Genomic DNA, 14880 nt, shown 5'->3' on the forward strand with positions numbered 1-14880 from the left:
ACGAATGATTTTTGGTACAATAGATGCTTACCGAAAAGCAAAACAATTAAAAGCAGATGTGTACCACTTTCATGATCCAGAACTACTGCCAGTAGGTTGGCTCTTAAAAAAGAAAACAAACAGGGTGGTTTATGATATTCACGAAGACTATGTGACAAGTATCCTACAAAAAGAATATATGTCACCATTCTTACGGAAATTATTTGCTAAACTGTATAAAACAATGGAAAAACTATTCGCAAAACAAATGGAACTATGTTTAGCGGAAAAATACTATAAAGACATTTATCCAAATGGTGTATGTGTCTTAAATTACCCAACCATTAATCAAAAGTTTATCGATCATGACCGTGATAACCAACCGGTCAAAAATGGTTTATTATATACAGGTAATGTAACCGAAGACCGTGGTGCATTAATCCATGCGACAATTCCACAGATTGACCCGACGGTTTCGGTACAATTTATCGGGAAGTGTCCAAGTAGTCTTGCGGAGAAAATGTACGCGCTAGCGGGTGAACATAAAGAGCAACTTCATATTGAAGGTATTGATCAATATATTGAAAAAGAAGATATTGAAGCCATGTATATAAAGCATAACTGGCTGGCAGGTGTTGCTCTATTTCCGCCAACAGATCATTATATGAAGAAGGAACTAACGAAGTTCTTTGAATATATGAATGCGGGACTACCAATTATATGTTCAGATTTCCCCGTTTGGAAGAATTTTGTTGAAAAATACCAATGCGGAATAGCCGTTAACCCCCACAACGAAAAGGAGATTAAACAAGCGATTGAATACTTGCGAAATCACCCTAAAGAAGCAAGAAAGATGGGAGAAAACGGTAAACAAGCGGTTTTAAATGAGCTCAATTGGCATTCGGAAGAACAAAAGCTAATCCAATGGTATGAAGATTTGCTAACATCATAAAAGGATTGTGTCAAATGAAAGAAAAACAACAGGAATTAATTTCTGTGATTACACCGGCATATAATGCCGAACGGTTTATCGGAGAGACGATTGAATCTGTTCTTAACCAAACATATCCACATTGGGAAATGGTGATCGTGGATGATTGTTCAACAGATAAAACGGTTGATATGATTAAAACATACCAACAGAAAGATCAACGGGTCAAATTGATACAACTCGAAGAAAATAGTGGTGCCGCTGTTGCAAGAAATACAGCGATGGCTCATGCAAAAGGAAGATACATTGCTTTTCTCGACAGTGATGATTTATGGACAGAAGATAAATTGGAGAAGCAGTTAGCCTTTATGCAAGAAAAAGATATTGCATTTTCCTTTACGCGTTACACTCGCATGCAAGAAGATGGTACAATGACAAATGCCGTATCTGATGCACCACATCATGTTGATTACGACGATTTAATGAAGCATTGTGTCATCGGTTGTTTAACGGTTATGTTAGATCGCGAAAAAATTGGCGACTTAAAAATGATGAACATTCGGACGCGGCAAGACTACGTGTATTGGCTAACGATTACGAAGAAAGGGCATCTCGCATACGGTATGCCTGATACATTGGCCAAGTACCGTCTTGTGGAAGGCTCGATCTCAAGTAATAAATGGAAAGCTGCGAAACGAAATTGGTATGTTTATCGTCATATAGAAAAACAAAGCTTATTGAAAAGCATATGGTATTTTGCGAATTATGCATTTACGTCAGTAAAAAATCTGATTAAATATAAATTGATGAAGTAAGCTGTTGAATCGGCTATATGATTCAAGGAAGAAAGATACTAGGCGGTGTCGATTGTTTATGAAAACATACTTGCAAGAAATGTTAAAAAGAAAAGATCTATTATTTTATCTCGTTAAATCGGGTTTAAAAGCGGAACACCGAAACAGCTATCTCGGTTATTTCTGGTGGTTATTAGACCCGCTTTTAAACGTGCTCGTATATTATTTCTTAGTTGTTATTATCCTGAATAGAGGAGGCCCGGATTACCCGGTCTATCTTGTTATTGGACTCGTCGTATGGCGTTGGATTAGTACGACAATTAATTCATCAGCGAAATCCATACTCCGTTATAAGTCCATTATTAATCAGGTTTATTTACCGAAATCGATATTTCCAGTGGCATTTACGTTTACCCAACTGTTTAACTTTTTATTCGGGCTAATTGTCATTGCGTTATTTTTACTATTTTTCGGTGTTAAACTGACATGGTATGTACTCTATTTACCAGTCTTAATAATCATACAAACCATTTTCTTACTGGCTGTCGGATTGTTCCTTGGCTATATCACAGTATTCATTCGTGATATTGATAACGTATTAAGCCATATCATGCGTTTGTTTTTCTATGCATCACCAATTATTTGGGAAGGAAGCCGACTACCAGAAAAGTATAGTTGGGCGGTCGATTATAACCCGATTGCGATTATCGTTAGTTCATATCGTGATATATTAATGCATCACAGGACACCAGACTTAACGGCGCTCGCAATTATACTCGTTGCTTCCCTAATCGTAGGCATTTACATGATCTCTTACTACAATAAACATGAACATAAGATCATAAAAGCATTGTAGTCTCGTGCTAAACGTAAATACGGATAGAAAAGGGTTTAATGAAGGATGCAAACTTCTAAAAATGTAGTTGTTAAAGCGAAAAATATAGGTGTCTCTTTTGCAAATGATATTCAAAGAGATGACTTTAAATCATTAGTGATAGGTAAATTTAATCGAAAAGACAGAAGAAAAAACATCAATAAGAAGCAAAAGAAGACATGGTCATTAAAAGATGTCAGTTTTGAAGGATACCAAGGAGAAATCCTTGGTATTATCGGTTCAAATGGAGCAGGAAAGACAACATTAAGCAAAGTGATTACCGGCATTTTACAACAAGATCGGGGCGAACTAAAAGTAGATGGTAAAGTAACAGCTCTTTTCTCTTTTGGTATGGGCTTTAACCCAGAGCTAACCGGACGTGAAAATGTATATTTAAACGGTATGATGCTAGGGATAGATCGTGACTTAATTAACCAATACATTGATAGTATTCACGAGTTTTCAGATATCGAAGAGTTTTTCGATCAACCGATGAAATATTATTCAAGCGGTATGCGTGCCCGACTTGGATTTAGTGTCGCGTCACATTTAGACCCTGAAATATTAATATTAGATGAAGCATTAAATACAGGAGATGCACGCTTCAGTCGTAAGGCAGCCGAAAAAATGAAAGACCTCGTCTCAAAAGCGAAGATGGTCATTATTGTCACCCATAGTCTCCGGTATGCCCAGCGCCATTGCGATCGTCTCATATGGTTAGACAAAGGAGAAGTTCGTGCAATTGGTGATCCGAAAGAAATTATTAAACAATATCGTGCAACCGTTCCTAAAATCCCGCGTAGACAACGCCGGAGCTTACAACTGAAAAAAACGGATGCAAAAATCGGTACAAAAACGATTATTAAAGCAGAAAATCTCGGCGTATCGTTTGATTTAAACACGGGTAAATTTTGGGCATTACATAACCTGAACTTTGAGATAAAAGAGGGAGAAGTTGTTGGCATTATCGGCCACAATGGGGCTGGAAAGAGTACGTTATGTAAAGTTCTAACAAAAATCTATGCACCAGATGAAGGAAATATCCATCTAGCAGGGGAAACATCAGCATTATTAGGTTATGGAACAGGATTTAATCCGCAACTTACTGGTGCTGACAACATACACCTCAACGCGATGTTATTAGGTATTCCAAAGTCACGCGTCGATGAAAAATATGACAAAATCGTTGAATTCTCTGGAATAGGAAAAGCGATTCATAAACCTGTTAAAAATTATTCAAGTGGTATGCGCTCTAGACTAGGCTTTAGTATTGCAGCGATTCTACAACCTGATATTTTTATTATCGATGAAGCGTTATCGACAGGTGACTTAGCTTTTAAACAAAAAGCGACTGAAAGAATTCAAGACATGATGGAACTAGCTAAAGCAGTCATTATCGTTTCACATAGTATGTCATTCGTTGAAAAAGTGTGTACACGTGCGATTTGGATTGAAAAAGGTGAAATCCGAGCTGATGGTGATGCTGAAGAAATTGTCGCTCAGTATCGAGAAGCAATGGGTGTCACTAAAAAGAAACCGAAACAAACAAAACGAAACAAAAAATAAACCGTCAACCTAAGAAGGGTGGTGTTTGTCTGTATGCGTCACATATTTAAAAAGATATTTGTTGGACCAATCGATTGGTTTGTTTATACCGTATTAAATGAAAAACAGCGCCGAGCCATCACTGGACTCTTCTCAGAAGATGTAAAAGATAAACTGAAACAGCTGACAAGCGGTGGTAAGTATCGCGCACAACGTCATCAATTACAGCAAATAAAGCGCCACCTTTATAATTTTGGTTTTATGTCAAAAGGACTTGAAGACCTTAAAAAATTTTATGACGCGACTGAAGATGAACATGTGAAGCGTTTGATTGCTTGGGAATTAGCACAATGGCATGCGAATGATTATTCAAAAGAACAGGCAAATAAAGCTCTCACATACTTAAAAATCGCGAAGCAGGGAGAAAAGGAGAACGATCAACTGCGTCGTATCGCGATTATCGAAGCGGAAATGTATGACTTATTAGAAGAACAAGAAACTGGAAAAGAAATTATCGAAGAGGCTCTAAAAAGGGAAACACATCCCGACCTTTACTTTGCACGCGCAAACCTAGAAGGTACGTTAGAAGGTCGTCTTCATTACTTTAATCGTGTGATGGACCTATTTGATTTAGCCCCAATCACATTTAAAGATGGTGGCACAAGTTATGACGACATACAAACAACGCCAATTGACCGTAAAATAACCGATGGACCGAAAGTATCGGTTATTTTACCTGCATATCATGCAGAAGTCGGTATTCAAACAGCCATTGAATCGATTTTATCGCAAACATGGCGTAACCTTGAGTTATTAATTGTTGATGATTGCAGTCCTGATGGCACACTGGACGTTATTAAACAATATGCCGAACAAGATGAACGGATTAAAGTTTTTCAAACACCGGAAAATAGCGGTCCATATGTCGCACGGAATATCGCCTTAAAAGAAGCGACAGGAGAATTCGTGACCGTGAATGACGCAGATGATTGGTCCCATGCAGAAAAAATTGAACGTCAAGTCAAACATTTAGTAGAGAATCCAAACATTATTGCAAATACATCCGGTCATGCTCGCTTAACGGAAGAACTAAAAGCATATCGCCGTGGTACACCGGGAAAATATATTTTTCCAAATATGTCATCCCTTATGTTTCGCCGTGAACCCGTGATCGAGAATCTCGGATTTTGGGATAGTGTCCGTTTTGCCGCAGATGGTGAATTTAAACGCCGCTTACTACGTGCCTTTGGCAAAGACAGTATCGTTGATTTGGAAACAGGACCGTTATCATTACCGCGACAGTCTGTCACGTCATTAACAGCAAGCTCGGCCTTCGGTTATAACGGTTTCTTTATGGGTGCACGAAAAGAATATGTGGAAGCATTTTCCGCTTATCATGAATCAGCGGATAGTTTATACTATCCTTACCCACAAAAGGAGCGCCTATTTCCAGTACCCGAACCGATGTGGCCCCAACGTGAAGATAAGCGCTCAGGTCGACGGGAATTTGATGTGGTGCTTGCAGCTGATTTTAGAAAAGACGACTCGTTCGTATATGATGAATTAATGAGGCAGTGCGAACTAGATAAACGAGTCGCCCTTGTGCAATTAAATCATTATGATTTGCAAGAGGAAGGCCCGATTCAGGATAACATCCGCCAATTGATTGACGGCCAACTCGTTCAAATGACTGTCTATGGAGAACACTTAGACTCAGAAACACTATTGTTACTACATCCTAATGCTTTACTTTATAAACAGGCGTATATACCGAATGTGAAAACGGAAGACACTCGCGTTTTGATTAATGATGATACAGATGTAACGAATATGAAAATAGCAGAGCATATTAAAGCGTACTTCGGTAAAGAAAGTGTCTGGTATCCAATAAATCAATCCATTCAGGATAAATTAAATGATCAACAATTGGACCACCTTCACATAGCAAATCAGGTTTGGGAGAATGTTTAAACGATGAAGAACAATAACACTGACGACCAACAACCAAATAGCGAATTAAAGCAAAGGCTTGACCAATTACAGAGTGAATTGAATAAAAAACAAGCTGAACAAAGACGACTTACAGAAACGCTAGCAAATCGTGAGCGGGAATTTCATGCGCTCAAAAATAGTAAATTATGGCGTCTATTAAATCCGAAAACGATTAAAAAAACAATTCGCACGATGGGTGCTTATGTACTCGGAAGAAGAAACCCGAAACGACTATATAGTAGCGCTTATAAACGCAAACAAGCACAAAACGATTTAAAACCTTATAAATACCATTTATATGATTTAGGTTTTACCGAGCGCGCATTAAGTGACTTAGAGAACCTTTTTGAAACGACAACCAATCATTATTTATTACGAGCAAGTGCTTGGGAACTTGCTCTTTGGTATGCCAATGATTATTCTGCAGCGGGAGCCTACCATGCTCTAGGCTATTTAGAAATCGCGAAGCACGGTGAAAAGGACGGCGATCAACTTCGCCGCATTGCGATTATTGAAGCAGAAATGTATGACCTTTTAGGAGAACAAACAGTTGGTAAAGAAGTAATCGAAGTGGCACTTCAGAGAGAAATACATCCTGATCTTTACTTTGCACTTGCGAATCTAGAAGCAACTTTAGAAGGCCGTCTCGATTACTTTAATCGTGTCATGGCTTTGTATGATTTGGCACCGATCACCTTTAAAGATGGTGGCACAACATATGATGATTTACAAACAACACGAATTGACCGAACAGTAACAAATGGCCCGAAAGTATCGGTCATTTTACCAGCATATAACGCAGAAGTCGGCATCCAAACAGCCATTGATTCGATTTTAACGCAAACATGGCGCAATCTTGAACTTCTAATTGTCGATGATTGCAGTCCAGATAATACACGTGCTGTCATTAAAAAATACGCCGAGCAAGATGAACGGATTAAAGTCTTTTCAACACCTGAGAATAGCGGTCCTTATGTTGCACGGAATATCGCTTTGAAGGAAGCGACAGGAGAATTCGTGACCGTGAATGACGCAGATGATTGGTCCCATGCGGAAAAACTCGAGCGCCAAGTGACACATTTAATTGAAAATCCAAGCATTATCGCGAACACGTCAGGCCATGCGCGGTTAACCGAAGAATTAAAAGCGTATCGCCGCGGTACACCAGGAAAATATATATTTCCAAATATGTCATCACTCATGTTCCGCCGAGAACCAGTCATGGAAAAACTCGGGTTTTGGGATAGTGTGCGTTTTGCCGCAGATGGTGAATTTAAACGCCGCTTATTACGAGCCTTCGGAAAAGAGAGTATAATCGATGTGGAAACTGGCCCATTATCGTTACCACGTCAGTCTGTTACATCGTTAACGGCAAGCTCTGCTTTTGGTTATAACGGTTTCTTTATGGGTGCACGAAAAGAATATGTGGAAGCATTTTCCGCTTATCATGAATCAGCTGATAATTTATACTATCCTTATCCACAGGAGAAGCGTTTATTTCCAGTACCTGAACCAATGTGGCCACAACGTGAAGATAAATGCTCAGGTCGCCGTGAATTCGATATTGTCATTGTTGCAGATTTTAGTCGAAAAAATGACGCTTACTATCAAACAATACGCGAGATGATCGTGATACACAATCAAATTGGGCTTACAACCGGACTCGTGCATATGGCAACATATGGTACACATCACCGGCAAAAAATACACGCATCAATTCGCAAACTCATAGATGGTGAAAATGTTCAAGTCCTCGTCTATGGTGAACAGATAAAATGTGATATGATATTCTTGCAGGATCCGGTTATTTTACAATATAAGCAAGCCTATATTCCTAATATATTGGCACAAGTAGCGGCCATTTTAATATGTGAAAAACCTAAACAAAATCATTTACTGAGAGATGCATCCAGACAGTTAATCGATATATATAAATTACGAGGTATTTGGTACCCCATAAATGAAACAATTCGCCAAAACTTGTTAGAAGCAAACAAAAGAGATTTACGTTTTATTACCTTAGCAAATGATAATTGGTTAGATTCAGATAAATTTAATGAAGAAACGTATATAAAGAGACTCAAACATTGGTTAGTGGACGAGATGAATAATTGAAGGGGATGATTAAGATGACCCAAAAATTGAAGCAAGATTATACAAAAGATCAGTCAGTAGCTGGGTTTAAGCGGGAAGAAAACAGCATCTTAACAAACCGTTCACAACCGAAAAACGAGGAGAAAGAAGCACTCGTTCAACAATTATTAGAAACAGAAGAACAGCTTCAAACGATAGAAAAAGGTATTCAAAGAACAAAGAAAGATATTAAGCAGATAGAGGCAAGTCCAACTTGGAAAATCTCAAAACCAATTAGAAAAACAGAGCGACTGTTTCACAAAATGAGTCGGCGAGAACAACTCGTCGAACAAGAACGTTTAATATATGAATTACAAACGAAATTACAAGCGACAGAAAAGGCTTTATACGAAGCAAATCAAAAAGTTAGAGACAATCAATTTGTAACCCAAACACTCCATGAAGATCAAATCACACGCTATATTCGTGAATTAAGAGATCGTGGTGAATTAATTCCATTTTTAAATGAAATGGTCTCGAATAAAGAAAAGCTCAATCAAAACTATGTAACGGCACTAACATATATTGCACGTCTTTATATGAATGAAAATGAAGATTACCGTGATTGGATTTATAATAAAGTGTTCTCAGCACTAACGAATGAAGAGACACCTGAATTCATGATGCGTCCTGGTTTAAGAGATGAAAATCCTGTGCCACTAATGCATGTTTCATCATTTAGAGGTAGTTTAAACAGACGGATGCGCGAGAAACAACTGGCACACGAACCATTACCAGAATGGTTGCTTGATGATAAGCAAAAGGCATACACATTCGTTGAACAACTCGGTATCCGAACCCCATGGGTAGCTGATACGACATACAAACTAGAAGACCTTCCAACGAGAGAAGGGGTTGTTATTAAGCCAGCAGATGGTGCGGGTTCACGAGGTGTCTACCTTGTTAAAACAATCCACGATATCGTGGACTTAAAGCGTTCAAAGCAATTGACAAGCTGGGATGAATTGCTAGAAAGCATGCAAAAAGACTTGCATATAAATTGGGTGGATCAAGACGAATGGTTGATGGAAGAACTTATTTTAGAAGACCCTGAAACCACAATCCCTGCCCGTGATGTCAAATTTTATACGTTTTATGGAAAAGTAGGCATCATACTAGAAATTCAACGTTATCCCGAAGCAAAATATTGCTGGTGGACTGAGACAGGTCAACGGATACATGTTGGGAAATATACCGAACAAGTCTTTAAAGGAAAAGGGGTAACACCAGAAGAAATGGTAATGGTCGAAGAGTTAAGTAAACAAATTCCCGCTCCTTTTGTCCGAATCGACTTTTTACGTTCACATAATGGGTTAGTTTTTGGAGAGTTTACACCAAAACCAGGAAACTACGATGAGTTTAATAAAGAAATCGATCAACTCTTAGGGGATTACTATATAGATGCAGAGAACCGCTTAACCAATGATTTATTAGTTGGGAAACGGTTTGAAGGGTTTAAGGCATTTTCTAAAAAGTTTACAGTGAATGAACAATAATATTGTTGGAACATGAATGTAGGAGGAAAATATCCAATGGAAGAGGTTAAGAAAGAGTGGTTACCACATCTACATGATGAGTTTGTTTCTGAGGCAGATGGTACACTACTCGACGCTTATGTCGTTGCATTAGAAGGTTGGCGCAGAGGATTAACATTAAGATGGCATGTTAAGGACTCAGAGAAATTTAAAGATATGAAAACATGGTTTGTCGATAATCCTGGACTTCTTTTTTCGTTGAGTTCTGATGATAAAACACACTACTTCTTTCGCTCTCGTGGCGATTTTGTCACAAATGAAGCAGTTGAAATCGGAATGGATAAAGCAAAAACAAAGCATGTTTTTAGAGAAAAAGGGATTCCAACACCTGAAGGAAAGTATTTTTCTAAAGATGAATCTGATGATCAAGTTTTGGAATATGCTCAACAACTTGGTTATCCCGTCGTACTAAAACCCATAGATGGAAGCTTCGGAAAAGGTGTTGTCGCCAATATTACAAGTGATGGTGAAATGACTTATTCCATTGATTATGTTCGACATGAACTCGGCTATAAAGATGTGATTGTAGAAAAATATATACCAGGTGAGGATCTTCGTCTTTACGTTGTAGATGACAAAGTAGTCGGTGCTATTAAACGGATTCCTCCTCATGTGATTGGTGATGGTATAAATTCACTTGAAGCATTGATTGAATTGAAAAATGAGGAACGTAGCTTAAGCCCACGCCTGTCCAGTTGTTTGATAGAATCAAATAAAGAACTACTTGATTACATTGGTCGCCTTGGTTATAGCTTAAATTCCGTACCAGAAAAGGGAGAACAAGTTTTTCTAAGTGAGAAGGCGAATATCTCACTTGGAGGAGACCCGGTCGACGTTTTGGAAGAACTATCAACAGATATTAAGAAAACAGCAGTGCAAGCTATGAAAGCTATTCCCGGCCTCGTACATGGTGCTGTTGACATGTTGCTTTACAAAGACGTGAATATAAATCAAGAGACAGGTTATGTAATCGAGTTAAATCCAACATCACAGCTTGGTGGCATCCTTTATCCAGTCAAAGGTAAAGCACGAGATGTTCCAGCAGCTATTATTGACTATTATTTTCCAGAAACAAAAGGCCGACGCCAAGAAAATGAAAAGATATATTTTGACCTTTTTGATGTTCTTGAGCCATTACAATCAAGACAAGCACATGTTTCAACGGTAACACCAAGCCCACAGGGGAAAGTTTATGCTAAGAAATACACGGTTGTAGGTGATGTTCAAGATATAGGCTACCATCGTGGCCTACGTAAACAGGCTTTCGAGCGCTATTTGCATGGCTTTGTTATGAACAAAGAAAATGGTGACATTGATGTTATTGTTGGTGGTCTAGACCCAGAAATGGTTGATGACTTTAAAAATGCTTTCTGGGAAGATGAAGAACGTGCAACAGTTCTTGCTGTTGAAGAAATGCCCTATGACGAACCATTAAAGGTAGGCTTTGAAGTTAAAGCAGACATCAAAACACTGAAAGAAGAACTTGAAGCATTAAATAAAGAAATTGAACAAACAACACTTGAAATGAAGAAAGCAGAAGTAAAGCGTCGCAAACTATACGACAGTCTATCTTGGAAAACAACGAAGCCAATTCGTGTTCTTGGTGCAATTTTTAAAAATAAATGAACGTGTATCAAATAAGTGAGGAGATTTTTCAAATGAAGAAATTCAGCGGAGTAAGTTTACCTCAGCTCACCGAAGAAATTGTTAGAAATGCACGGAAAACAAGACTCGATGCATTTGCTGTTGCTCTCGAAGGTTGGAGGAGAGGTCTAAAATTAAAATGGTATACAAAGGATACACCACATTTCGACGATATGATCGTCTTCGGTGTAAATCCACCTGGTCGTTTATTTTCCTTGAGTTCTGAAAAAAGAACACATTTCTTCTTTAGAACAAGGGGGGATAAAGTTTCGAATGAGGCTGTCGAAATTGGTTCGGAGAAAGGTGACACGAAAATATGGTTAGATAAAGCAGGTGTACCTATTCCACAAGGGAAAGGCTTCCCAGCAGAAGCAACGGATGAAGAAATCATTGAATATAGCCGTACCCTTGACTACCCTTTAGTATTTAAACCAACGAATGCGAGTCTTGGTAATGGTGTTGTCACGAATTTACGAGATGAAGCAGAGTTTCGTGATGCGGTTAACTATGTCAGACACGAACTAGGCTATGAAGAAGTCATTGTTGAACAACATGTGTCTGGTAAGGAATACCGCCTTTATGTCGTTGAGGACAAAGTGATTGCTGTTTATAATCGTATTCCTGCAAATATAACAGGGGATGGAAAACATACAATTGAAGAACTTATTGAATTGAAAAACTATGAACGCAGACAAAACGCACGTTTGAACAGTTGTTTAATTCATACCGATCAAGAGATTACCGAGTTTATAACAGAACAAGGTCACTCATTTGATAGTGTCTTAGAAAAGGGAAAGCAACTCATGCTTCGTGAAAAAACAAACGTTTCATCAGGTGGCGATCCAATTGATGTAACGGATGAGATTCCAGATAACATTAAACAAATTGCCATTGATGCTGTGAAAGCTATCCCAGGATTACACCATGCTGGAGTCGATATTATCGTTAATGAAGACCCAGCAATAAAGCAGCCTGCTGTCGTCTTAGAAATTAATCCAACCGCACAAATTGGCGGAGCACTTTTTCCTTTAAGAGGTAAAGCACGTAATATTCCAGCAGCAATCATAGATTATTACTTTCCAGAGACAAAAGGGATCGATACAAGCGATTCCAAAATTTACTTTGATATGACAACAGTTCTAGAACCATTAGAGGACCGAACGGCAATTGAAGTTGAAGTCGCTCCTGCTCCAATGGGTAAACTTCACGCTAAACGGTATGTTGTCATCGGTGATGTACAACGGCATCATTACCATCGTTGGTTGAAAAAACAAGCCCTTGATCGAAATTTAAATGGGCACGTTAAAAACATGGTATTTGACGAAATCGAAATAATTATTGCTGGAACAGATAAGAAGGAAGTCGATGGTTTTAGGCAGATTCTTAAACAATACCCACAAGGATCTAAAGTAGCAAAAATAGAAGAAGAAGTATGGGAAGAACCAGTTACTGTCGGTTTCGAAATAACTGAACGATATAACACATCAACCTTAAGAGCAGCTCAATATTCATTACGAAAGATGAATCAAGAACTCGCTCGACTTACAAAACAGAAGAACAGAATTAATAAGGATATAAGTCATGTATTTAATAGTACATCATGGAAATTTTCAACACCTATCCGTAAAGTTGGGGAGATTGTGAAAGGGAAGAAGTAATATCGAAAATTTTATCTGAGGTTATTGATTTGTCAGTGTGATAAATGGATATTATTATGAAGAAGGTGTATTCAATGGAAATTAACCCCGAAAATTGGTTAGAACATTTAAGAGATTTACCTAGCGATATTCAAGATTATAAAACTTGTACTTATCTTGTTGCGTTAGAAGGATGGCGTAGAGGGTTAAAGCTTACCTTTCATATAAGACCATCTATAGCTATAGGTCCTTCCGCTCAATTTTCACTAAGCAATGGTGAGCGGACACATTTTTTTACAGTTTCACGCGGAGATAGTGTATCAGAGGACGCAATAAAAATATGCTCTAACAAGCCATTGACATATCAATATCTGGCTAAAAATAATATTCCAATTCCAGAAGGAAAAAGTTTTGGTTCAGATGTAGAAGATGAGAAAATTATTGCTTATGCTGAAAAACTTGGTTTTCCTCTTGTACTAAAACCAACAAATGCTTCTAGTGGAAGAGGAGTAATTACTGATATTAGAACAATAGAAAGTTTTAAACGCTCACTATTAGATGTTAGACATAAGCAAGGTTTTCAAAATGTGATAGTTGAGCGCTTTATTACTGGTGAAGACTATCGAATATATGTCATTAATAATCAAGTTGTTGCAGCAACTCGAAGGACTATACCTAGTGTGATTGGAGACGGGGAACATACGATTGAAGAACTTATAAAAATAAAAAACAAGATTAGGCGTAAAAACCCCTTTCTAAGATTTAGGAATATAAAGCCTAATCAAGACATGAGAGCTGTTCTAAAAGAAAAAAGTTTAACTGTAAATTCAATCCCAGAAAAAGGGGAAAGAATTTTTTTAAGGCGACAAGGTGTATATTTATCGGAGAGAGATCCTGTAGATATTACCGATGAAATGCTAGACTCATTAAAGAAAATTGCAGTAAGTGCTATGAAGTCTATTCCAGGATTAACACAGTGTGCAGTTGATATGCTTGTTAATGAAAAAACTGGAGAAGGATATGTGAATGAAATAAATTCTCGTCCACAAATAAGTAACCATATTTTTCCTATTGAAGGAAAAGCCAGAGATGTTCCAAAAGAAATAATTGACTTTTATTTTCCAGAAACAGTCAATCAATATAGAAATGAAAAATTTTATTTTGATTTTGAACCAGTATATCAAGCCTTTTATTCAAGAAATGTTAGAGAAATAGTAATACCAGATTGGCCTAAGGAACCCCAAGTTTCGCGGAGATTCAGGTTGTCAGGTAACTTAAGAGGCGTAAAATATGATAAATGGATTAGAGCCCATGCAGCAAAATTGAGGCTTAACGGATACTTTAAACATTTAAAAAACGGAAAAACATCGATAGTTGTTTCAGGGTCACCTGAGAACATTGATAAATTTAGAAATATTATTACCAATAAAGCTCCTAAAAATGCTCAAGTTAAAAAAATAATTGAAAAAGGTTGGGATAAGCCAATAAAAGTGGGATTTGAATTTAAAAAGTCTCATCCTAAAAGTGATTTTGATCAATTAACTCAAACTAAAACAGAAGTAAAAAAGCTTCAAAAAGAAATAAAGAGATTGAAATCATTAAATAAGAAATATATTACGGAAATAAACAGTATAAAGTCAAGTAAATCATGGAAATTAACTAAACCATTTCGAAATATTATAAATAAAAATAAATAATAACGACGTAATATATTCTTTATGAATAAATAAAGCGCATGATATAGGGAAATAATGTCCGTTTCATGCGCTTTATATTTTATTATATAACAAATTTTTCGTGAAAATTTGTTATTAAA

Annotated in this window: 10 protein-coding genes; all 10 read left to right on the forward strand. The window is 37.5% G+C overall.

The features are described 5' to 3' along the window. A partial coding sequence (locus VIG73_RS00050; protein WP_331638098.1) for a glycosyltransferase occupies positions 1-931 on the forward strand: 931 nt, incomplete at its 5' end. Positions 932-945: 14 nt separating this feature from the next. Then, complete coding sequence (locus VIG73_RS00055) at positions 946-1725, forward strand: glycosyltransferase family 2 protein (protein WP_331638100.1); 780 nt, start codon at positions 946-948, stop codon at positions 1723-1725. Between the two features lie 58 nt (positions 1726-1783). Next, complete coding sequence (locus VIG73_RS00060) at positions 1784-2560, forward strand: ABC transporter permease (RefSeq protein ID WP_331638176.1); 777 nt, start codon at positions 1784-1786, stop codon at positions 2558-2560. A 45-nt stretch (positions 2561-2605) separates the two neighbouring features. After that, on the forward strand, positions 2606-4144 hold the full coding sequence (locus VIG73_RS00065; RefSeq protein ID WP_331638102.1) for an ABC transporter ATP-binding protein: 1539 nt from the start codon (positions 2606-2608) through the stop codon (positions 4142-4144). Positions 4145-4177: 33 nt separating this feature from the next. Next, the gene (locus tag VIG73_RS00070) at positions 4178-6094 is read left to right on the forward strand and encodes a glycosyltransferase family 2 protein (protein WP_331638104.1); all 1917 of its coding nucleotides are present in this window, start codon (positions 4178-4180) and stop codon (positions 6092-6094) included. 3 nt (positions 6095-6097) lie between these two features. Continuing rightward, the gene (locus tag VIG73_RS00075) at positions 6098-8230 is read left to right on the forward strand and encodes a glycosyltransferase family 2 protein (RefSeq protein ID WP_331638106.1); all 2133 of its coding nucleotides are present in this window, start codon (positions 6098-6100) and stop codon (positions 8228-8230) included. A gap of 14 nt (positions 8231-8244) precedes the next feature. Continuing rightward, on the forward strand, positions 8245-9744 hold the full coding sequence (locus tag VIG73_RS00080) for an ATP-grasp fold amidoligase family protein (protein WP_331638108.1): 1500 nt from the start codon (positions 8245-8247) through the stop codon (positions 9742-9744). Between the two features lie 36 nt (positions 9745-9780). After that, positions 9781-11409: an acylphosphatase gene (locus VIG73_RS00085; RefSeq protein WP_331638110.1), complete on the forward strand. Its 1629-nt coding sequence runs from the start codon at positions 9781-9783 to the stop codon at positions 11407-11409. A gap of 32 nt (positions 11410-11441) precedes the next feature. Further along, the gene (locus VIG73_RS00090; protein WP_331638112.1) at positions 11442-13085 is read left to right on the forward strand and encodes an acylphosphatase; all 1644 of its coding nucleotides are present in this window, start codon (positions 11442-11444) and stop codon (positions 13083-13085) included. Positions 13086-13129: 44 nt separating this feature from the next. After that, positions 13130-14761, forward strand: a complete 1632-nt coding sequence (locus VIG73_RS00095; protein WP_331638114.1) for an acylphosphatase — start codon at positions 13130-13132, stop codon at positions 14759-14761. Positions 14762-14880: the final 119 nt, after the last annotated feature.

Origin of the sequence: Cerasibacillus sp., assembly GCF_036516575.1 — a bacterium.
Classification (GTDB): domain Bacteria; phylum Bacillota; class Bacilli; order Bacillales; family Amphibacillaceae; genus Cerasibacillus.

Bases quoted from the DNA above. Each gene is read 5' to 3' on its own strand.
- VIG73_RS00055 (WP_331638100.1), top strand. From the start codon at position 946: ATGAAAGAAAAACAACAGGAATTAATTTCTGTGATTACACCGGCATAT.
- VIG73_RS00060 (WP_331638176.1), top strand. From the start codon at position 1,784: ATGAAAACATACTTGCAAGAAATGTTAAAAAGAAAAGATCTATTATTT.
- VIG73_RS00065 (WP_331638102.1), top strand. From the start codon at position 2,606: ATGCAAACTTCTAAAAATGTAGTTGTTAAAGCGAAAAATATAGGTGTC.
- VIG73_RS00070 (WP_331638104.1), top strand. From the start codon at position 4,178: ATGCGTCACATATTTAAAAAGATATTTGTTGGACCAATCGATTGGTTT.
- VIG73_RS00075 (WP_331638106.1), top strand. From the start codon at position 6,098: ATGAAGAACAATAACACTGACGACCAACAACCAAATAGCGAATTAAAG.
- VIG73_RS00080 (WP_331638108.1), top strand. From the start codon at position 8,245: ATGACCCAAAAATTGAAGCAAGATTATACAAAAGATCAGTCAGTAGCT.
- VIG73_RS00085 (WP_331638110.1), top strand. From the start codon at position 9,781: ATGGAAGAGGTTAAGAAAGAGTGGTTACCACATCTACATGATGAGTTT.
- VIG73_RS00090 (WP_331638112.1), top strand. From the start codon at position 11,442: ATGAAGAAATTCAGCGGAGTAAGTTTACCTCAGCTCACCGAAGAAATT.
- VIG73_RS00095 (WP_331638114.1), top strand. From the start codon at position 13,130: ATGGATATTATTATGAAGAAGGTGTATTCAATGGAAATTAACCCCGAA.